The sequence below is a fragment of the Pseudoponticoccus marisrubri genome (assembly GCF_001482405.1).
Classification (GTDB): Bacteria; Pseudomonadota; Alphaproteobacteria; order Rhodobacterales; family Rhodobacteraceae; genus Pseudoponticoccus; species Pseudoponticoccus marisrubri.
On record NZ_LPXO01000004.1, the window covers coordinates 329,952 to 349,203 of the forward strand.

Here is a 19,252-nt window from a genome sequence, read left to right on the forward strand (position 1 = left end):
CGCAGCGCGCAGTCTGGTCCCATGACACAGGACACCGAACCCAGCGATCCGGGCGAGGCGCGGATCGAGGCACCGCTGACGGCGGATGCGCATGTGGTCTTCATCGGCCGCCTGCGCACGCCCTTTGCCCGTCCCGAGGATTGCCCCCGGCAGGGCGATATCGAGGCCGGGCCCGAATGCCGCGCGGTGCTGGACCCGGTCTACCTGCCGGCGCTGCAAGGGCTGGAGCCGGGCGCGACGCTCGACCTGCTCTACTGGCTCGACCGGTCGCGGCGCGACCTGCTGACCCAGTCGCGCAAGTCCGACGGCGCGCCGCGCGGCACGTTCTCGCTGCGCTCGCCGGTGCGGCCCAACCCGATCGGCCTGTCGCAGGTGCGGCTGCTGCGGCGCGAGGGGGACGCGCTGGTGCTGCGCGGGCTGGATTGCGTGGACGGCACGCCGCTTCTGGACATCAAGCCTGCCAAGTGCCCCAACGCCTGAGCGTCAGCCGGTGAACAGCGCTTTATAGGTCTCGCGCAGCGCGGCCTTCTGCACCTTGCCCATCGTGTTGCGCGGCAGCGCGTCGACCACGACCATGTGGCGCGGATGCTTGAAGCGCGCGAGCGCGGTTGTCACAGTCGTTTTGATCGCGTCCAGATCGGGCGTGGCCCCCGCCTCGGGCACCAGCACGGCGACCGGCGTCTCGCCGAAATCGGGATGCGGCACGCCGATCACCGCGGATTCCAGCACGCCCGGCTGGTCGTCCAGCAGGCTCTCGATCTCCTTGGGGTAGATGTTGTAGCCGCCCGAGATGATCAGGTCCTTGTTGCGCCCGACGATGGTGACATAGCCCTCGGCATCCTGCTGGGCGAGGTCGCCGGTGATGAAGAACCCGTCGGCGCGCAGCTCTTCGGCGGTCTTCTCGGGCATCTGCCAGTAGCCCTTGAACACGTTGGGCCCGCGCACCTCCAGCACGCCTATCTCGCCGCGTGGCAGCTCGGTGCCGTCCGCGTCGCAGACCTTCACCTCGACCCCGGGCAGGGGAAGGCCCACCGTGCCCGCGCGCCGTTCGCCGTCATGGGGGTTCGAGGTGTTCATGTTGGTCTCGGTCATGCCGTAGCGTTCGAGGATCTGGTGCCCGCAGCGCGCCTCGAAGCGGCGATGCGTCTCGGCCAGAAGCGGCGCCGAGCCCGAGATGAAGAGCCGCATGTTCCCCGCCGCCTCGGCGGTGAAGCTCGGCGCGTCCAGCAGCCGCGTGTAGAATGTGGGCACGCCCATCATCGTGGTGGCGCGCGGCATCCAGCCCAGCAGCGCGTCGGGGTCGAATTTCGGGAAGAACACCATCGAGGCGCCGGCGGCGAGGATCACGTTGGTGGCCACGAACAGCCCGTGTGTGTGAAAAATCGGCAGCGCGTGCAGCAGCACGTCGCGGGCCGTGAAGCGCCAGGCCTCGACCAGCGTCAGCGCGTTGGAGAGCAGGTTGTCCTGCGTCAGCATCGCGCCCTTCGAGCGGCCCGTCGTGCCCGAGGTATAGAGGAAGGCGGCGATGTCATCGGGCGCGCGCGGCGTGACCGGCGCCTCGGTCGGCGCTTTGTCGGCGCGCCGGGCCAAGCTGCCCGCGCCCTCCGCGCCCAGCGTCAGGCAGGCGGCGCCCGCCGCCTCTGCCACAGGGCGCAGCGCAGGCTGGTTCGCCGGTGCGCAGACCAGCAGCCGCGCGCCGCTGTTCTCGACGAAATAGGAGATCTCCTCGGCCGTGTAGCCGGTGTTGAGCGGCAGAAAGACGATCCCCGCCTGGATGCAGCCGAAGATCAGCGCCAGCGCATCGGGGCATTTGTTCACCTGCAGCGCCACGCGGTCGCCGGATTCCAGCCCCTCGGCGCGCAGGGCACCGGCGAATTGCGCCACGCGGCCCAGGAACTCCGCATAGCTGACCGTGCCGCCCTCGGGCACGTGCAGAAAGACCGTGTCGCGCCCGGCATGGGCGGCCAGCAGCGTGTCGTGGATCGGGTTTCCCATGGCGGTCTCCTTCTCGTCGGGCCCGTCGGGCGGGGCTGCGGCCTAGCCTTTATCCAGCCCCGCCAGAGAGACAAGCCCGCTGCGCTCGATTTCCGCGGCGGTCGCGCGCCAGCAGGTGGCCAGCGCGGCGCGGCGCCGCGACAGCTCGTCCGGATCGGCCGCGGGCGCGGCCTCTTGCAGGGCGCGCAGCTCGGCGGCCAGGCGCAGCGCGCCGAACACGCCCGCCGATCCGGCCATGCGATGCGCCTCGGCGGCCAGCGCGGCGCGATCCCCGGAGGGGGGCGCGCCACCGTTCAGAAAGGCGCGCATCTCGGCGGCGAAGGTGCTGAGCGCGTGCTCCACCTTGTCGGCTGGCAGGTCGGCGCCCAGCTCGCGCAACTGGCGCGGGTCGATCACCGGGGTCTCTTGTGCAGGCGCTGCAACCGGCGGCGCGGCCTCGGGCGCATCGCCCCCCGAGATCGCCTGCAGCAGCGCGGCGCGCAGCGCCCCGGCGGTCAGCGGCTTGACCAGCACACCGCTCATGCCCGCGGCGTGGAACTCGGCCACCTGGTCGGGCAGGGCATGGGCCGTGGTGGCCACGATCGGCGCGTCGGCCGAGGCGCCGCCCTCGGCGCGGATCCGCCGCGTGGCCTCCAGCCCGTCCATGCCGGGCATGGAGATGTCCATCAGGATCACGTCATACTCGTCGCTGCGGGCGCGGGCCACGCCCTCGGCCCCGGTATGGGCATCGGTGACGCGGTGGCCGTCGCGGCGCAGAAGCTCGCCCGCGACAAGGCGGTTCACCTCGTTATCCTCGACCATCAGCACGCGCAGGGGCGGCAGGTCGGCGGGGTCCACCACGCCGGGCTCGGGCGGCGGGGCCGGCAGGTCGGCGCCCTCGGGCGGCGGGGCCAGCGGCAGGCAGAGCCAGAAGACCGAGCCGTCGCCCGGCTCGCTCTCGGCGCCCAGCCGCCCGCCAAGCGCGTTGGCCAGCCGCTGCGCGATGCCGAGGCCCAGCCCGGTGCCCGCGCTGCGCCGGCTGTAAGAGGCGTCGATGGTCACGAAATCGCCGAAGATGCGTTCCAGATCCTCCTCGGCGATGCCCACGCCCGTGTCGATCACCCGGATCTCGACCTCGTGCAGACCGCGATGGCACTCGGTCTCGATGCGGATGCGGCCGTTTTCGGTGAACTTGATGGCGTTGCCCACGAGGTTCAGCAGGATCTGCTGCAGCCGGTCGGGATCGCCATGGACCTCGTGCAGCACCGGGCTGGGCGGGGCCAGCGTCAGCGTGTTGCCATGCCGGCGGGCGCGTTCGGCCTGGCCCTCGACCAGCTCGGTCAGCAGCGCCACGAGGTCGAAGCGCGTGTTGCGCAGGCTCATCTTGCCCGCGTCCAGCCGCGAGATGTCCAGCACGTCATTCACATGGGTCAGCAATTGCCGCCCGGAATTGCGGATGATGCGCAGGAAGCGGCGGTTGCGCGCATCCATCGCCTGCGTGTCGATCAGGTCCAGCGTACCCAGCATGCCGTTCAGGGGGGTGCGCATCTCGTGGCTCATCACCGCAAGCAGGTCGGCCTTCTGCTTCTCGCCCTTCACCGCCTGGTCGCGGGCGCGGCGCAGCGCGTCCTCGGCGCGCACCCGGGCCGAGATGTCGCGGATGAAGCCCACGAAGATCTCGCCGTCGCGGCTCTGCGCCTTGGCCAGCGACAGGTCCACGGGAAAGACCTCGCCCGATTTGCGCCGCGCCTCCAGCTGCACGATGCCGCGCCCGATCATGTGGGTCCGGCCGCGTTCCAGGTGGTCGCGCATGCCGGCCACGTGGCGCGCGCGCAGGTGGTCGGGCACGATCAGGTCGGCCATGTCGGCACCGATCGCCTCGGCGCGCGGATAGCCGAAGACCCGCTCGGCCGCGCCATTGTACTCGACGATCCGGCCATGCCGGTCGGTGACGATCACCGCGTCCAGCGAGGTGGCGATGATCGCCTCCATCCGCTCGCGGATCTCGCGGTGCAGCGAGCTTTCGCGCTCGCGCTCGCGGGCCAGCCGGAACAGCGTTATGACGACCACCACCAGCATGATGACCAGCGTCACGGTCAGCACGGCGATGCGGAACAGCGTGTCCGAAACGCTTGTGCGCTGCGCGTCGCTGATGCGCGAGAAATGCGTGACCCCCATCAGCGCGATGCGGCGCACCGGCTCGCGCAGGCGGGCCACCCCGTCCAGCATCCGGGGCAGGGCGGCGGCCAGCGCGGCGTCCGGCCCGTCGATCACCGGCAGGTGGCGGTCGAGATAGTCCGTCACGGCCTGCAGGCTGCGCGCCATCTCGGGCTCGGTGCGCAGGGGCGCGAAGACCGCGCTGTCGGTCAGCACGCCCATCCGGCTGAAGAGCACGTCGAAGCGCAGCCGCACCTCGTCCAGAGCGGCGCCGCGATCCGCCTCATCAGCCGAAGCGGCGCGGATCAGCGCGACCTCCAGCGCCATCGTGTCGGTCTCGCCCTGGCTGAGCGTCCATTGCACGTTGTCCGACGAGGCCGAGGCCAGCCGCTCCAGCTGCAGCCGCACATCCATCACCAGAGCGACGATGGCCGAGACGAAGAGCGCCATGACGAAGCTGGCCAGCCCGCGGCGCACCGCGGCATTGTTGGTGAAGATCCTGCGGCGCGTTGCTGCCATGCGATAACCCCCGGGGCCCCGGATCCCGGTATGGCCGCATCGCGCGCCCGATGCCAACCCCTTGTGCATTTGCAGCGTATCCTGCTTGATGTCGGGCCGGGTTCGGCGTTTATATGCCGCGACGGGCCCCCGGGCCGCAGGACCCGGGCAGGACAAGGGCCCGAGGGCGCGGCCGGCCCCGAGGGGGCAGGCCCGTTGCACGCGAACCGGAGGCATCGCCCATGCGCATCCTGGTGGCGGACGATCATGATCTCGTCCGTGAAACCATCGCAGCCTATCTCGACGCGGCCGATATCGACGAGGTCGTGACCGAGGCTACGCTGGACGACGCGGTGGCGCGCGTCGAACGCAGCGGCGCGTTCGACCTCGTCCTTCTGGATTACAACATGCCGGGGATGAACGGGCTGCAGGGTCTGGACCGCATGAAGGCCGCCAATGGCGGGCGCCCGGTGGCGATCCTGTCGGGCAGTGCCACGCGCGAGGTCGCCGATGCCGCGCTGCGGGGCGGAGCGCAGGGCTTCATCCCCAAGACGCTGAGCGCGCGCTCGCTGCTGACGGCGGCGCGGTTCATGGCGGCGGGCGAGGTCTATGTGCCGGTGGAGTTCATGCAGGCCGACAGTGCCGGGGCGCCGGGCCCGCTGACGCGGCGCGAGCTGGACGTCTTGCGCGGCATCTGCGAGGGCAAGGCCAACAAGGAAATCGCCCGCGACCTCGACCTGCAGGAAGTGACGGTCAAGCTGCATGTCAAGACGCTCAGCCGCAAGCTAGAGGCGCGCAACCGCACCCATGCGGCCATGATCGCGCGGGATCGCGGGCTGGCCTGAGCCCGTGGGGCCCTTGGCCCCCCGCTTATTTCACGATCTTCTCGTCCTTGACGAACATGTTCGACCAGGCGCGATCGACCAGCTCGGGCGTCATGCGATAGGGGATGCCCTCGAAATCGCAGACCGCGATCATCTGATCGATCAGGAAGACCGGCTGGTAGTTGGCGTAGATGTTCTTGATCGTCGGGTACTTGGTCTTGAGCAGGTGCACGAGGCTGGCCTCGTCCAGCTGCATCTTCTTCTTGCGGGCGACCAGCGCGAAGATCTTGAGGAAATCCTCCTGGCTGGGGCCGTCGATCTTGATCTTGAAGAAGATCCGGCGCAGCGCGGCCTGGTCGAAGATCTCGTTGGGGTGGAAGTTGGTCGAGAAGATCACCAGCGTGTCGAAGGGCACCTCGAACTTCTCGCCCGATTGCAGGGCGAGGATGTCCTTGCTTTCCTCCAGCGGGACGATCCAGCGGTTGACCAGCTTCTGCGGCGGCTCGGCCTGGCGGCCGAGGTCGTCCACGATGAAGATGCCGCCGGTGGATTTCAGCTGCAGCGGCGCCTGGTAGGTGCGGGCCGTGGGGTTGTAGACGAGGTCCAGCATGTCGAGGCTGAGCTCGCCCCCGGTGATCACCGTGGGCCGCTTGCACAGCACGTAGCGCCGGTCGAACCGCGCGGTGCGCCGCAGCGCGGTGGGATCGTCCCGGTCATCCTCGGCCTTGGAATGCACGATCGGGTCGTAGACCGTGATGACCTGGCCGGAATACTCGATGGCGCGGGGCACGTAGATCTTGTCGCCCATGGCGTCACGGATCCCGTTCGAGATCGAGGATTTTCCGTTGCCCGGCGGGCCGTACATCAGGATCGACCGGCCCGACCCGACGGCGGGGCCGAGATTGGCGATCAGGTCGTCGGGCAGGATCAGGTGGCCCATGGCCTGGGTCAGCTGGTCGCGCGTGATCTGGATGTTGCGGATCGACTGGCGCTTGACCTGCTCGGAATAGACCTCGAGCGGGACCGGCATGGGGCCGAAATATTCCGACTGCGCCAGGGCGTCCAGCGCGCGGGCCTTGCCGCTGTCGGTCAGCTGGTAGGGCATCTCCGAGCTGACCTGACCCGCGGCGCCCAGCGTGCCCATCGCCTCCAGAAGACCCTGGGCACGGGCCATGTCGATGATCTCCTGCGTGATCGGCACGGGCAGGGCGATGGCGCTGGCCAGGTCGGTGACCTTGTTGGTGTTCTTGCGGAACAGCGTCTTGAGCAGGATGTCCCGGCACATGACGTGGCTGATGCGGAGCTCTTCGAGCCGTTTCGGCGAGGGTGGCGCCATGACGGCGGAGGATTGCATGTTCATTTGCGTGACTGCCCTTGATCGTTTTGCGTGCGAGACTGGCAGGGAACTGTGGCGGCAATGCGGCGCCGTTCGGGTCCGGGCGGGGAAAGGCCTTTCGAAAGGCCTTCCTGACGCGATTTGCAAATCGCGTGGGAAGCGGCTTGCAAGCCGCTTGGACGGAAGGCGCTTCGAAGCGCCTTCCCGCCCCGTGGTCAGCGGCCGAAGAATACCCCGATGGCGAGGTAGGTGGCCAGCGTGCCCCCCAGCGCCATGCCCATCGGGAATTTCGCGCCGCTCTGCCAGCTCATCCAGTCGGGGGCCAACCGGCGCAGCGCGCTGTGCTTGGCGATGCGATGCGCCACGAAGGCGCCCAGCAGGTTTGCCGCGAAGAGCGCCATCAGGAAGCGCAAATCGCCCAGGTGGATGAAGGGGGCGGCGGCGGCGGCGAACTTGGCGTCACCCGCCCCCATCGCGCCGCCGGCATTCAGCGCCATGCCGGCCACCAGCGCCACCACGAGGTGCAGGTAGCGCCACAGGTAGGCATCGAAGGGCAGGGCCAGCAGGCCGATCGCGACATAGACCACGAACAGCGCCATCACCGCCGGGTTCGTGATGCGCATGCCCCGCATGTCCGTGAAACAGACATAAAGGCAGATCGGCAGCACGAGGGGCAGGAACCAGAGCGCGGCGCTGGCAGAGATCATCATCACGGGATCAATTCGTCCGGACGTTGGTTTCCAGCGCCTCCAGCGCGCGGGCCGCGGTCTCGAAATGCTGCGGATGGGTCTCGAGCGCGTCGCGCAGCAGCCCCTTGCCGATCTCGACATCGCCGCGCTTGACGGCGGCCAGGCCCATGGAATGCAGCAGCTCGGCGCGCTCCACCTGCGTCATCGGCACCACGGGCAGCGCGTAATTGCCCTGCGCGCCGCGCGCCAGCACGAGGTTGTTCTTGGCGGTGAACAGCTTGGGATCATGCTTGATCGCATCCACGAAGAGCCGCTCGGCATCGTCGAAATCGCCGCGCGTCAGCTTGGAATAGCCCCAGTTGTTCAGCACCGGCGCGGGCTGGGTGGTCAGGCCCACGGCCACCTCGTAGAAGCTGTCGGCCTTCTTCCATTCCTTGTTGCCGTCGGCGATCATCGCCTCGAGCCGGTAGCGCTTGTAGGTCTCGTGGGTGGGCGGGATCGCGTTCAGCACCTTCTCGGCGGCGTCCCAGTCATTGGCGCGGATCAGCGCGTCGGCCAGCTGCACGCGGTCGCCGTCGGTGCTGTCCTCGTGATCCACCACCTTGGCCCAGGCGACGCGCGCCTCGGTGATGCGCTTGGCCCGCACCAGCGACAGGGCCAGCCCGCGCAGCAGGTCGATCCGGTCGGGATTGTCGGCATGGGCGCGCTGGAAATAGGTGACCGCCTCGTTCGGGTCGCCCACGGTCAGCATGACCTCGTTGAGGTTGGTCTCGTCGACCACGTTGACGCCCTGGAACTTGCGGTCCACCTCGGCTTTGTCGATGCCCTTCTCGCAGGCGGACAGCGCGGCGAACCCTGCCACGCAGACGGAAACGAAGATCGGATGGCGCATGTTGCCTGCGTCCTTTTGCTGCTCTGCCTCTTGCCCCGCTTGCCGCGGGTCTTGTCCTTGGTGCCCGGCTTGCCGCGGGTCTGTTCTGTGTCGGTCGCGTGACGTGTGCCGGGATGCCCGCTCTCGCGGCGGATCTAGCCCGAGGTGCGGCGGATCAGGTATTGACCGCTGCCCCGTCGCACGACCTTGTAGTCTTGCTCTGTCTCCGAACCATAGTCCGAATTTTCCAATTTTGCGAGCGCCAAGCGCAGATTGTCGCGAATTGAGTCACTTTGGCCATTGTCCAGCGCGAAGGCCCGGCGGAAGACCTCGGCCGCCTCGGCGGTCTCGCCCTGTTCGATCAGCACGACGCCCAGGTTGTTCCAGGCCTCGGCCCAGTCCGGCTCGACCTTGATCGCGCGGCGCAGCTGGCTTTCGGACTGGCTCAGACGGCCCAGACCCAGATTGGCGCTGCCGAGCGCGACCAGCACCTCGCCGGTCAGGCCCTGGCGGCCGGCGGCGCGGGTGAAGGCCTCGAGCGCCAGCTCGTACTGGCCGGCCTGCATCAGCCGGTGGCCCACCACCAGCCCGTCCACCGTCTCGCCGCGCGGATCGACCGAGGGGGCGAAGGGCCCGCGGTCACGCCCCTCCAGCCGGTCGCCCTCGAACGGCCAGGGGCCGCCTGCGGAACAGGCGGCCACCAGAAGCGTGCTCAGCAGGGCGGCTCCCAGAGCCTTGGCCATGTGCTACTTTCCGATATTTCCCATCTCGGTGATGCCGACGGCCGAGGGACCCACGAGGATGATCAGCAGCGGCGGCACCGTGAGCATCATAGTGGTCAGGGTCATCTTTGTCGGCAGTTTGTTTGCAGCTTCCTCGGCACGCATGACTCTTTTGTCACGCATTTCGGCAGCATAGACGCGCAGCGCGTCCGAGATCGAGGTGCCGAAGGTCTGGGCCTGGTTCAGCACCGTCACGAAGGACGAGACATCCTGCACGCCGCAGCGTTCGGACATGTCATTCAGCACCAGCGTCTTGTCCTTGCCGGCCTTCATCTCGTGGCTGATGATCTGGAACTCGTCCGCCAGCGCCGGGTAGGAGGCGCGCAGCTCGCTGGCCACCCGCACGATGGCCTGGTCCATGGACTGGCCGGCCTCGACGCAGACCAGCATCATGTCCAGCGCGTCGGGAAAGCCGCCCTGGATCTCTTCCTTGCGTTTCTCGACGCGTTTGTTGATCCAGTATTTCGGCGCCAGGTAGCCCACCGCGCCGGGGCCGAGGATATACATAAGCTTCTGCTGCATGGTGGCCTCGGGGCCGTTCACGAAGAGGAAGAAATAGGCCACGCCCGCGCCCAGCATGCTCAGCCCCAGCGCGAACTGCGCGAAGTAGTAGAGCTGCACCGCATCCTTTGAGCGATAGCCCGCCTGCAGCAGCGTCATGCGGATGTTGCTGAGCTCCTGCTCGTCCTGCGGTTCGAGATACTGGGCATATTTGTTCAGCTTCTCGTTGCGCTTCTTGTCGCGCAGCACCGCCCGCGTGTCGGAATCCATCTTCTGCTGGGCGGTCTGTTTCAGCCGGTCCATCGGGTCCGGCTTGGTGCTCATCATCATGGGGATGGTGGCAAGGATCAGCACCACGGCGAGGCCGGCGACCACGATCAGCGGGCCGGCCGGGCCCAGCAGATCGGTGATCATCGTGTTGAGTTGATCGAGCATGGCAGCAGCGTCCTCAGACCTTGATGTTGACCAGCGCGCGCATCACGAAGACGTTGGCCGTCAGCATGATCGCAACGATAAAGCAGGCGGGGATGAACCAGGGATGGTCCAGCACCTCGTCGTAATAGTCGGGCTTGGCGACCTGGATGAAGATCAGCGCGGCCACCGGGAAGCCCGACAGGAACTTGCCGGACCATTGTGCCTCGGCGGTGATCGCCTTGACGCGGCGGAACAGGCGGAAGCGGGCGCGGATTACCTTGGCCAGCCCTTCGAGGATCTCGGCCAGGTTGCCGCCGGCCTGCTGCTGGATCGCCACCGCCACGGCGAGGAAGCGCAGATCCTGCATGTCCAGCCGCTCGGCCATGTGCTTGAGCGCCTCGCCCACGTCGCGGCCATAGGTGGCCTCGTCGGCGATGATGCCGAACTCGGTGGCCAGCGGGTCCTTGATCTCTTTCGAGACGATGGTGATGGCGCTGCTGAACGGGTGGCCGACGCGCAGGCTGCGCACCATCAGCTCGACCGCGTCGGGCAGCTGTTCCTCGATCATGCCGAGGCGCTTCTTGGCCTTGTGGTTGACCCACATGTAGACGCCGCCGACCCCCATCAGCACCGCCATCACGGCGCGCACCGGCAGGCTGGCCTCGGTGCCGATGCTCAGACCCACGAAGGACAGCGCGCTGACCGCGCCCATGACGCCGATCAGCTGCTGCGGGGTAAAGGCGATCGCGGCCTTCTGCGCCTTCTCCGCCAGCAGCGAGTACAGCGGGAAGGAGCGCGACTTCATGTGCTGGTCCATCTCCTTGCGGAGCTGGGCCAGAACGTCCTCGCGGCGCGTGCCCTTGTCGAGCAGTTCGAGACGCCGGTTGACCTTCTTGTTCAGGCTGATCGACTTGCCGAAGGCGACCAGGTAGATGCCCTCGACCATGACGAGGACCGCGATGAAGATCATCCCGTAGATGATCGGTTCGGCTGACAGCATGGATCGTTACTCCGGACGGAAGGGTTCGTAGATCGACGGCGGGATGTCATACCCCCACATCCGGAAACGCTCCGAAAAGGCGCTTCTGACGCCCGTCGCGGTGAAATGGCCAAGGATCTTGTTGTCCGGCGTCAGGCCGACGCGCTGGAAGCGGAAGATCTCCTGCATCGAGATCACGTCGCCCTCCATCCCGGTGATCTCGGTGATCGAGACCATCCGGCGCGAGCCGTCCTGCAGGCGCGAGGCCTGCACGATCAGGTTGACCGCCGAGGAGATCTGCGACCGCATCGCCTTGAGCGGCATGTCGATGCCGGCCATGGCGATCATGTTCTCCAGTCGCGCCACGCCGTCGCGGGCGCTGTTGGCGTGGATCGTGGTCATCGAGCCGTCATGGCCGGTGTTCATGGCCTGCAGCATGTCGATCACCTCCTCGCCGCGCGTCTCGCCGACGATGATGCGGTCGGGGCGCATCCGCAGCGCGTTCTTCAGACAGTCGCGCGGCGTGACGGCGCCCTTGCCCTCGACGTTGGGCGGCCGGCTTTCCATCCGGCCCACATGGGTCTGCTGCAGCTGGAGTTCGGCCGTGTCCTCGATCGTCAGGATGCGTTCGGAATTGTCGATGAAGGAGGACAGCGCGTTCAGCGTCGTCGTCTTGCCCGAGCCCGTCCCGCCCGAGACGATCACGTTCAGCCGGGTCGAGACCGCGGCCTGGAGGTAGACGGCCATCTCCTCGGTGAAGGCGCCGAACTTGACCAGGTCGTCGATGCCCAGCTTGTCCTTCTTGAATTTCCGGATCGAGACGAGGCTGCCGTCGATCGCGATGGGCGGCACCATCGCGTTGAAACGCGAGCCATCGGACAGGCGGGCGTCGACATAGGGGTTGCTTTCATCGACGCGCCGGCCCACGGCCGAGACGATCTTGTCGATGATCCGCATCAGGTGCTTTTCATCCTTGAAGGTGATGTCGGACAGCGACAGCTTGCCGTTCTGCTCGATGAAGATCTGGTGCGGGCCGTTGACCAGGATGTCCGAGACCGTGTCGTCCTTGAGCAGCGCCTCGAGCGGGCCCAGCCCTTTCACCTCGTCATAGAGGTCGTTCATCATGCTGCGCCGCTCTTCGCGGTTCAGCACGATTCCCTTTTCCTGCAGCGCCTCCAGCGCGATGGAGCTGATCTCCTCGCGCAGTTCGGCCTCGGTCGCCTGGTCCAGCGCGGCCAGGTTCAGGTTGTCCAGCAGCGCGCGATGCAGCTCCAGCTTGACCTCGCCCAGCCGTTCCTTGCGCTTCTTTTCCTTGTCGACCGGGGCCGAGCTGGCCGGCACCACCGGTTTCGGCTTGCGCCGCGCGGCGGGCTCGGGCGCCTTGGGCGCATCCGGGGCGGGCGCGGGCGCGGCCTCGGCCGGGGTTTCCTTGATCGGGGTCGCCTCGGCGACCTGGGTCTTCTTGTAGCGCGAGAACATGTCAGATCCTTATGCGTCAGGCCGCTTCGGCGTCGTCATCGCCGATGGCGTGCAGGTTCTGGGCAAGCTTGGCGATTTCCTTGCGCAGCGGGTTCTTGGCGGCATGGCCGGCCAGCGGCACGCCGTGATCGCAGGCCTGCGTGACCACGCGCCCGCCATCGGGCAGCTGCACGTCGAGCGAGATGCCAAGGCTGTCGGCCATCCGCTTGACCCGGCTCTTGCCCTGCAGGTCGGTGAACTTGGGCGCGCGGTTCAGCACGAAGCGGAGTTTCTCGAAGGGCAGATCCTCGGCCTGCAGCGCGCGTTTCAGCCGCAGCGCGTTCTGGGCCGAGCGCATGTCCAGCTCGACCATGGCGAAATAGAGCTGCGCCTCGGTCAGGACGGTCTCGGTCCATTGCACGATGGTGCCGGGCATGTCGATCACGACGAAATCGAAATGGTCGCGCGCCACGTCCAGAAGTTTCTGCACCTCGGCCGGGCCGATCATGTCCAGCGGCAGCACGTCGGCGGGCGAGGTGAAGACCTGCAGCTTGCCCTCGTAGCTGACCAGCGCCTGGCCGAAACTGTCGCCGTCCATGCTTTCGATATCCGACAGAAGTTCCAGCACCGCCTCGCGGCGCGGCAGGTCCATGTAGGTCGCGACCGAGCCGAACTGCAGGCCGAAATCCATCAGGCAGACGCGCGGCTGCTTGTCCTTGCCGCCGGTGGCCAGTTCGTAGGCGAGGTTGACCGCCATGGTGGTCGCGCCGGCCCCGCCGGCAAGGCTCTGCACCGCGATCAGAACGCCGTCGCCGCCGCCCGAAAGCTTGACGCCCTCCCTCGCGGGGGCCTGCGCGGCGGGTTCGGCCGGCGGTGGCGGCTTGCGCAGGCGTTCGACCGCCGCGCTCAGCTCGCCCTCGGGCAGCGGGTAGGGGACGAATTCGTCGGCGCCCTGCCGCAGCAACTGGTGCAGCGACGCGGGGGTGACATCCTCGGCGATCAGGATGACCTTGACGCCATGCGCCTTGGCGCCCTCGATGATCCGGCCCAGAGCCTTGACGTCGGGTTCGTCGATCGCGTCGATGGCCATGGCCACGAATTCCAGCGCCTTGGCGTCGGGTTGGGACAGGAAGGGCAGGGCCTCGTCAAAGCCCAGGTCACCCCAGCCTTCGCCGAGGATCGCCTCCATGTCCTCGATGAGCAGATCGAAGTTCTGTACATCCCTGCTGATCGTGCATGCCACGATCGGTGCGGGGGCCGCCTGCTGAGATGTCGTACTCGTCATGTGCCTCACGTCCTTTGCATTCTGCCGGGACCCGGCCGACGCGGAAGTGACGCGGTCACCGCCCCATCCGTTGCCGGATCCGGTCGCGCCGAGTCGTGTCGCCGCGCAAATCCTCAAGCCAGAAACTCGCCGCAAAAGGGGGCAACATTGCGGCTGAAAAATCGAAATTGTACGGTATTTCCGGACCGGAGTGGCTTGCAGGGCGGGGCCTGGGGCTTGGACTTGCGGAATCCGGCGGTCTGTGCGGGGCCTCTCCGGGCGGCCGATCTGCTGTCGCTTTGCCAGCGCAGCGCTTGCCCTGGATCCATGGGGCAGAGACGAAAAACCCCCGGCGCGGGTGCACTGGGGGCCAAGGGGTCTGTTTCGTGGCCGACCGCGGTCAGCGCTGCGATTTCGGCGTCCAGGCGTATTTCTTCATGCCTTCGTCCACCGGCGTGTCGGCGATGTGGTTTGTGTAGTTGCTCATCACCTTCTGCGCGAGGCCGAGCACGATCTCGAGCACCTGCTGGTCGCCATAGCCCGCGGCGTAGAAGGCTTCCAGCTGCGCATCGGTCGGGCGGCCGCGGCTTTCCAGCATGGCCAGCGTGAAGCTGCGCAGCGCCTCGAGCTTGTCGGTGGGCAGGGGCGTTTCGTCCCGCAGCGCGTCCGAGATCTCGTCGCTGACCTTCATCGCCTTGGCGATCCCGGTATGGGCGGGCACGCAGTAATGGCACTCATGCGCGACATTGATGGTCTGCCAGACCACCGTGGTCTCTTCGGCATCGAAGGAGGTCTCTTCGGCGAAAAGCCGGTGCAGCACCTGATAGCCGTCCAGGAGCGCGGGCGCACGCGCCATCACCGCGTGCAGGCCGGGCAGGCGGCCGAAGGAGGCCTTGGATTTTTCGATCAGCGGCAGCGCCGCCTCGGGGGCCGTGGTCTCGTCCAGGCGTTCGAACTTGGTCATGGGAATCCTCTTTCGGGTCTGTCTTCGGATGCCCGGAACGTGGCTATTTTTGAGCGATTGCTCAACAACCAATTTGAGCAATCGCTCAACAATTTCGTGAGAACGCTGTCATCCGGCGGGTGCGCGGCATAGAGTGACGGTCATGGCACGGACCGCGACATATGACCGGGAGCAGGCGCTGGAAGCTGCGATGAAGCTCTTCTGGACCAAGGGTTTTCACGCGACCTCGATGAAGGATCTCGAGGCCGTGCTGTCCATGCGGCCCGGGTCGATCTACGCGGCCTTCAAGAGCAAGGAGGCGCTGTTTCGCGCCACGATCGATCGCTATGCCGGGCGGATGGAGGCAGAGCTGTCGACCCTTGTCGCGGACAGCGACTCGCCCCTGGCCGCGCTGCAGCGACACCTGCACGGGCTGGCCGACCTCACCCCCTGCGATCGCCCGTCCACGACCTGCATGCTGGTGAAATCTCTGCTGGAAGTGCCCGGCGATGGCGAGCTGCGCGATGTCATCACCGCCCATCTCGACCGGATCGAGACCATCATCGCCGATGCGTTGCGCCGGTCGCAGGAGATGGGCGAACTCTCCACCGAGGCCGACCCCGCGCGGCTGGCGCGGTGGCTTCAGACCAGCATCTTCGGCCTGAAGGTTCAGGCCCAGCGCGAGACGGACCCCCGGCGCATGCAGGAGCTGTGCTCCGACCTGGCGGACGAGCTGGCCCGCGCGGCGGGGGCCCGTAGCTGAGCAAGGCCGGAAGGTGTCGGGGCAGGGCGGCGCTGACGCTGGCCGAAGCGACGCTTGCTGCCGCCCCCTGAACGGCAAAAGGGCGCCCGAAGGCGCCCTTCTGTCGGATGGGTCTGACCAGGTTACTAGCCGCCGCCGCCCAAGCCGGCATTGACCGAGAAATCCGAGCCGCCGATACCGCTCAGCTGGGTCTGGGGCTGCGCGCTGCGGACGTATTCGCGGTAGACGATCTCGGCATAGCGGCCCTCCATCACCGTGGGGTGGCTGGCGAGGAAGCCCGAGACCTCGGTCACGGTGCGCCGGTTGCGGCGTTCCTTGCCCTCGGTCACGATCAGTGGCTGTGTCTCGCCATAGGTGACCAGCGCCTCGAGCCGGGTGCGGGCGACGCCCTGGCTGACCAGGTAGTTGACCACCGCGTTGGCGCGGCGCAGGCCCAGCTGCTTGTTATAGGCCGGCGAGCCGACCTTGTCGGTATGACCGTAGACGCGGAAGCGGATCTCGGGGAATTGCCGGATCCAGCGCGCCTGCTCGTGCAGCGTGTCACGTGCCCCGGCATCGAGCTGGGCGCTGTTGAAGGCGAAATTGACTGTGGTCATGACCTCGGAGGCGAAGCGCTGCGACAGGTCGTAGACATATTGCTTCTCGCCGGTCATGTACTGGTGGTTGTTCATGGTGGCGTTGCCGAAATGACCGGTGTCGATCAGCGAGCCGGCTTCGCGGTCGAACGCGCCTGCGACCCGTTCATCGGTGCTGCACCCTGCCGTCAACAGACCGATGGCGATGCTGGCCGCTGCTGTCCTGATCATGTTACGCCCCTGCATCCTTTGTTCAGTCCATCACATAGCCGTAGGACCCGCTGAAGTCCTGCGCGGCCACTTCCCCGGCAGCGCCCTTCTGCGGTCGGCGGTCACTGCCCACGACACGGCCGTTCAGGAACAGGTCGCTTTCGGTGGGCAGCGTCACGCGATCGGTCGGCAGCGCCAGCGCCTCGCCCTTGGTGGGCGTGACAAGGTGCGGCGTCACGATGATCACCAGCTCCGACTGCTCGCGCACGTATTCCGCGCTGCGGAACAGCGCGCCCAGCACCGGGATGTCGCCCAGCCACGGCACCTGGCCGTTCAGGTCGCGGAAATCGTCCTGCAACAGGCCCGCGATGGCAAAGCTCTCGCCGTCCCGCAGCTCGACCGTGGTCTGGGCTTCGCGGCGGCGGAAGGCCTGCGCGCTGATCGTCTCGAAATCGAAGCTGTTGACGGGATCGAGCGCCGACACTGCAGCCTCGAGCTCGAGATTGATCAGGTCGCCATCGACGACCCGCGGGATGAAGTTCAGCTCGACGCCGAAGGGCTTGTACTCGATCGAGATGGTGCCGCCCTGCTGGGCGACCGGGATCGGGAATTCGCCGCCAGCCAGGAACTTGGCCTCCTGGCCCGACAGGGCGGTCAGGTTCGGTTCGGCCAGCGTGCGCACCACGCCCTTGGATTCGAGCGCTTCGAGCAGGATGCCGACCTCGAGCCCGCCGGCATTGAAGCCCAGCAGGATCGCGCCTTCGGACCCGTCCAAATTCGGGTTCAACTTGTTCACGACCGTGTCGACGTCAGCAAGAAGAGCTGCGTTTCCGGTGCCAATTTCCAAACCGAGATCCCCGTTCAGGATCGACCCGCCTGTCCCCAGCGAGGACCGCAGGCTCTTCGCGACCGAGCGGCTCATCTCGGCAAAGCGGACCTTCAGCATGACCTGCTGGATACCGCCCACCGTCATCAGGTTAGACACGCGTTCGGGCGCGTAGCGCTCGGCCAGCTCCAGCGCGCGTTCCATGCGCACCACCGAGGAGACCGTGCCCGACAGCACGATGCCGTCATTGGCGGTGCGCACCTCGATGCGTTCCTCGGGCAGGATCTGCTGCAGGCGTTCCTTGAACTCGGTCACGTCCGCGGCCACCCGCACGTCCACATTGGTGATCAGCTTGCCCTGCGCGTCGATCATCGTCAGCGTCGTCGTGCCCGGCGACTTGCCCAGCACGTAGATCGTGCTTTCCGACAGTGACGAGATGTCGGCGATGGCCGGATTGGCGATGGAGAGCTCGGCGAAGGGTTCGTCGCTTTCGACCACGATGGCGCGGTTCATCGGCACGTAGAGCACCGATTCCGTCCCGGTCCGGACGACCTTGATCGACTCGGCCTGCGCCACATGCGCAGCCGGCGCCGCGCCAAGGGTCAGCCCCAACAGGGCCGCCTTCAGAAATCTGTCAATTTTCATGTGACCTGCCTTTCGATCACGCCTCGGTCGCAGGTCTTGTCGCCTGCATTTTGACAAACCGTGCGTCATTTTTCGTTTTTTTGCAAGAATCAATGACTTCGCCCCCGGGTTTTATGTGGATAACCCGCAACAGGTGGAATTCCGCGCAACGGAAAAGGCGCCCCGTGGGGGCGCCTGGTTCGGTGACAAGTGCTTGAAAAGGTGTTAGTTCGTGCAGGGAATGGGCATCTCGACGAACTCGGTCCCCTTGCGCACGCGGGTCACGCAGGGCTGGAAGGATTGCTCGGGCTCTTCGATCTCGCGCTTGCCCAGGCCTAGCAGCGACCGCTGGTCGACCTCGATCGCGGCGGCGACCGTTTCATCGCCGTGCGCCATAAGCGACAGCGACAACTGACCGGTCTTCTGCGCCTGCGCCAGGGCGGCGACCTGCTCGGGGCTGGCGGCGACGGTTACGGTGCGGGCGATGGTCGCGGCGTTCGTTTCGGTCTCGGCCATCTGGTCGATCGCGATCAGGCGGATGCCGGTCTGGATCAGCTTGGTGACATCGCCCTCGGGCAGGTTGGGATCGTTGCCCGGGATGCGGCCGGTCCAGTAGACATCGACCCGGTCGCCGGGGCGCAGGAAGCCGGACACGCCCGAGGCCACGTCGACCTTGATGGCAAAGGCCCGCTGGCCCCGTTCCAGGCGCGAGGTCAGGCCGGCATCGCCACCCGGCTCGGAGACCTTGACCTCCTGCATGGCCTCGAACTTCTCGATCTGGCGCAGCGCCACCCGCGGCTCCGATCCCTTGACGATCAGCGGCTCGGCCTCGTCGAAGAAGCCTTCGGGCAGGATCTCCTTGGCCCAGGGGGCCAGCTGGACGTCCTCGGGCAGGATTTCCTCGCCATAGGCGATGGCGCGGCTGGCGACATAGATGCGTTGTGTCGGAACCGATTCGGTGACCTTCTTGCGCTCTTCCTGAAGCGCGCTTTCATAGGCGCCGATATAGTTCTGCGCCATGTAGACGGCGAAGCCCGCCAGGGCGAGGCCGGCGATCAGTACCAGTCCGAATACAAGTCTCATGGGTCACCTCTTCTCAAGAGCTCTGCCGCCATGCGGTGGAAAAGCATTGTCCATGGGTACTGCGCCTTTGTGGCGAAACTGGGCCCGAGGCTGGGCCCTGTCGGGGCAGGGCGTGGCCCGGAACCGGACAAGAAAAAAGGCTGCAGCCCGGTGGGAAACAGCCTTTCTCGCGTAGGGAATGATCGGCGATCAGAAATCGTTCTGGTCCGCTATGGCCCCGCCGGCGCCGGTCATGAGTGCGTTCGAGTTGTCCTCGATGACGAAAAAGGAAATTGCCGACATCCCGACGACCGCGGCGGTGAGCACCACCCAGTCGACCGTGACGGCTCCGGATTCGTCGTCGCGAAAGGTCTGAAGGAACTGAAGCATCGAACACCCTGTATGGCTCTGTTGAATAGGGGCCCGAGCCGAAGCACACCGGCTCGGGAAGTGTCATGCTGGCGAGAAAGACTTAGCTTCCGCCGCCGCCAGTGAAGTCGTC

At 66.9% G+C, this 19,252-nt stretch carries 18 protein-coding genes; 3 read left to right on the forward strand and 15 right to left on the reverse strand.

The genetic code is table 11. The features are described 5' to 3' along the window. Positions 1-21: 21 nt before the first annotated feature. Complete coding sequence (locus AVJ23_RS09615) at positions 22-480, forward strand: SAM-dependent methyltransferase (RefSeq protein ID WP_058861954.1); 459 nt, start codon at positions 22-24, stop codon at positions 478-480. Between the two features lie 3 nt (positions 481-483). Here the strand turns inward: AVJ23_RS09615 and AVJ23_RS09620 are convergent, their stop codons facing one another. Both AVJ23_RS09620 and AVJ23_RS09625 read right to left on the reverse strand, forming a co-directional pair. Beyond that, positions 484-1,995: a malonate--CoA ligase gene (locus tag AVJ23_RS09620; protein WP_058861955.1), complete on the reverse strand. Its 1,512-nt coding sequence runs from the start codon at positions 1,993-1,995 to the stop codon at positions 484-486. 42 nt (positions 1,996-2,037) lie between these two features. After that, on the reverse strand, positions 2,038-4,650 hold the full coding sequence (locus tag AVJ23_RS09625; RefSeq protein ID WP_169795933.1) for a hybrid sensor histidine kinase/response regulator: 2,613 nt from the start codon (positions 4,648-4,650) through the stop codon (positions 2,038-2,040). A 221-nt stretch (positions 4,651-4,871) separates the two neighbouring features. Here AVJ23_RS09625 and AVJ23_RS09630 point away from each other — a divergent pair, with 221 nt between their 5' ends. Beyond that, positions 4,872-5,474 (forward strand): response regulator, encoded by a 603-nt coding sequence (locus AVJ23_RS09630; RefSeq protein WP_058861957.1) that lies wholly within the window; start codon positions 4,872-4,874, stop codon positions 5,472-5,474. A gap of 25 nt (positions 5,475-5,499) precedes the next feature. Here the strand turns inward: AVJ23_RS09630 and AVJ23_RS09635 are convergent, their stop codons facing one another. The 9 genes from AVJ23_RS09635 to AVJ23_RS09675 all read right to left on the reverse strand — a co-directional run bounded on the left by AVJ23_RS09635 (position 5,500) and on the right by AVJ23_RS09675 (position 14,711). Then, on the reverse strand, positions 5,500-6,813 hold the full coding sequence (locus tag AVJ23_RS09635; RefSeq protein WP_058861958.1) for a DUF8689 domain-containing protein: 1,314 nt from the start codon (positions 6,811-6,813) through the stop codon (positions 5,500-5,502). Between the two features lie 191 nt (positions 6,814-7,004). Further along, the gene (locus AVJ23_RS09640) at positions 7,005-7,499 is read right to left on the reverse strand and encodes a prepilin peptidase (RefSeq protein ID WP_058861959.1); all 495 of its coding nucleotides are present in this window, start codon (positions 7,497-7,499) and stop codon (positions 7,005-7,007) included. Between the two features lie 7 nt (positions 7,500-7,506). After that, positions 7,507-8,370 (reverse strand): tetratricopeptide repeat protein, encoded by an 864-nt coding sequence (locus AVJ23_RS09645; RefSeq protein ID WP_058861960.1) that lies wholly within the window; start codon positions 8,368-8,370, stop codon positions 7,507-7,509. 134 nt (positions 8,371-8,504) lie between these two features. Further along, entirely contained in the window at positions 8,505-9,092 is a 588-nt protein-coding gene (locus tag AVJ23_RS09650) for a tetratricopeptide repeat protein (RefSeq protein ID WP_058861961.1), read from the reverse strand. Between the two features lie 3 nt (positions 9,093-9,095). Continuing rightward, on the reverse strand, positions 9,096-10,067 hold the full coding sequence (locus tag AVJ23_RS09655; RefSeq protein WP_058861962.1) for a type II secretion system F family protein: 972 nt from the start codon (positions 10,065-10,067) through the stop codon (positions 9,096-9,098). 13 nt (positions 10,068-10,080) lie between these two features. After that, complete coding sequence (locus AVJ23_RS09660) at positions 10,081-11,046, reverse strand: type II secretion system F family protein (protein WP_058861963.1); 966 nt, start codon at positions 11,044-11,046, stop codon at positions 10,081-10,083. 6 nt (positions 11,047-11,052) lie between these two features. Next, positions 11,053-12,504, reverse strand: a complete 1,452-nt coding sequence (locus AVJ23_RS09665) for a TadA family conjugal transfer-associated ATPase (protein ID WP_058861964.1) — start codon at positions 12,502-12,504, stop codon at positions 11,053-11,055. Between the two features lie 16 nt (positions 12,505-12,520). Then, complete coding sequence (locus AVJ23_RS09670) at positions 12,521-13,768, reverse strand: CpaE/TadZ family protein (RefSeq protein ID WP_058861965.1); 1,248 nt, start codon at positions 13,766-13,768, stop codon at positions 12,521-12,523. A gap of 379 nt (positions 13,769-14,147) precedes the next feature. Continuing rightward, positions 14,148-14,711, reverse strand: a complete 564-nt coding sequence (locus AVJ23_RS09675; protein ID WP_058861966.1) for a carboxymuconolactone decarboxylase family protein — start codon at positions 14,709-14,711, stop codon at positions 14,148-14,150. A 142-nt stretch (positions 14,712-14,853) separates the two neighbouring features. Here AVJ23_RS09675 and AVJ23_RS09680 point away from each other — a divergent pair, with 142 nt between their 5' ends. After that, entirely contained in the window at positions 14,854-15,453 is a 600-nt protein-coding gene (locus AVJ23_RS09680; protein ID WP_058861967.1) for a TetR/AcrR family transcriptional regulator, read from the forward strand. A 125-nt stretch (positions 15,454-15,578) separates the two neighbouring features. Here AVJ23_RS09680 and AVJ23_RS09685 read toward each other — a convergent pair whose 3' ends face one another. The 4 genes from AVJ23_RS09685 to AVJ23_RS09700 all read right to left on the reverse strand — a co-directional run bounded on the left by AVJ23_RS09685 (position 15,579) and on the right by AVJ23_RS09700 (position 19,140). Next, positions 15,579-16,259: an OmpA family protein gene (locus AVJ23_RS09685; protein ID WP_240484576.1), complete on the reverse strand. Its 681-nt coding sequence runs from the start codon at positions 16,257-16,259 to the stop codon at positions 15,579-15,581. Positions 16,260-16,281: 22 nt separating this feature from the next. Next, positions 16,282-17,709 carry a type II and III secretion system protein family protein gene (locus tag AVJ23_RS09690; protein ID WP_058861969.1) on the reverse strand — a complete coding sequence of 476 codons (1,428 nt, stop codon included), beginning with the start codon at positions 17,707-17,709 and terminating at the stop codon, positions 16,282-16,284. A 204-nt stretch (positions 17,710-17,913) separates the two neighbouring features. Then, the gene (gene cpaB, locus AVJ23_RS09695; protein ID WP_058861970.1) at positions 17,914-18,771 is read right to left on the reverse strand and encodes a Flp pilus assembly protein CpaB; all 858 of its coding nucleotides are present in this window, start codon (positions 18,769-18,771) and stop codon (positions 17,914-17,916) included. A 189-nt stretch (positions 18,772-18,960) separates the two neighbouring features. Beyond that, positions 18,961-19,140, reverse strand: coding sequence for a hypothetical protein (locus AVJ23_RS09700; protein WP_058861971.1), 180 nt, complete (start codon positions 19,138-19,140; stop codon positions 18,961-18,963). Positions 19,141-19,252: the final 112 nt, after the last annotated feature.

Coding starts and splice junctions, on each gene's coding strand:
- AVJ23_RS09615 (WP_058861954.1), top strand. CDS start 22: ATGACACAGGACACCGAACCCAGCGATCCGGGCGAGGCGCGGATCGAG.
- AVJ23_RS09620 (WP_058861955.1), bottom strand. CDS start 1,995: ATGGGAAACCCGATCCACGACACGCTGCTGGCCGCCCATGCCGGGCGC.
- AVJ23_RS09625 (WP_169795933.1), bottom strand. CDS start 4,650: ATGGCAGCAACGCGCCGCAGGATCTTCACCAACAATGCCGCGGTGCGC.
- AVJ23_RS09630 (WP_058861957.1), top strand. CDS start 4,872: ATGCGCATCCTGGTGGCGGACGATCATGATCTCGTCCGTGAAACCATC.
- AVJ23_RS09635 (WP_058861958.1), bottom strand. CDS start 6,813: ATGAACATGCAATCCTCCGCCGTCATGGCGCCACCCTCGCCGAAACGG.
- AVJ23_RS09640 (WP_058861959.1), bottom strand. CDS start 7,499: ATGATGATCTCTGCCAGCGCCGCGCTCTGGTTCCTGCCCCTCGTGCTG.
- AVJ23_RS09645 (WP_058861960.1), bottom strand. CDS start 8,370: ATGCGCCATCCGATCTTCGTTTCCGTCTGCGTGGCAGGGTTCGCCGCG.
- AVJ23_RS09650 (WP_058861961.1), bottom strand. CDS start 9,092: ATGGCCAAGGCTCTGGGAGCCGCCCTGCTGAGCACGCTTCTGGTGGCC.
- AVJ23_RS09655 (WP_058861962.1), bottom strand. CDS start 10,067: ATGCTCGATCAACTCAACACGATGATCACCGATCTGCTGGGCCCGGCC.
- AVJ23_RS09660 (WP_058861963.1), bottom strand. CDS start 11,046: ATGCTGTCAGCCGAACCGATCATCTACGGGATGATCTTCATCGCGGTC.
- AVJ23_RS09665 (WP_058861964.1), bottom strand. CDS start 12,504: ATGTTCTCGCGCTACAAGAAGACCCAGGTCGCCGAGGCGACCCCGATC.
- AVJ23_RS09670 (WP_058861965.1), bottom strand. CDS start 13,768: ATGACGAGTACGACATCTCAGCAGGCGGCCCCCGCACCGATCGTGGCA.
- AVJ23_RS09675 (WP_058861966.1), bottom strand. CDS start 14,711: ATGACCAAGTTCGAACGCCTGGACGAGACCACGGCCCCCGAGGCGGCG.
- AVJ23_RS09680 (WP_058861967.1), top strand. CDS start 14,854: ATGGCACGGACCGCGACATATGACCGGGAGCAGGCGCTGGAAGCTGCG.
- AVJ23_RS09685 (WP_240484576.1), bottom strand. CDS start 16,259: ATGATCAGGACAGCAGCGGCCAGCATCGCCATCGGTCTGTTGACGGCA.
- AVJ23_RS09690 (WP_058861969.1), bottom strand. CDS start 17,709: ATGAAAATTGACAGATTTCTGAAGGCGGCCCTGTTGGGGCTGACCCTT.
- cpaB (WP_058861970.1), bottom strand. CDS start 18,771: ATGAGACTTGTATTCGGACTGGTACTGATCGCCGGCCTCGCCCTGGCG.
- AVJ23_RS09700 (WP_058861971.1), bottom strand. CDS start 19,140: ATGCTTCAGTTCCTTCAGACCTTTCGCGACGACGAATCCGGAGCCGTC.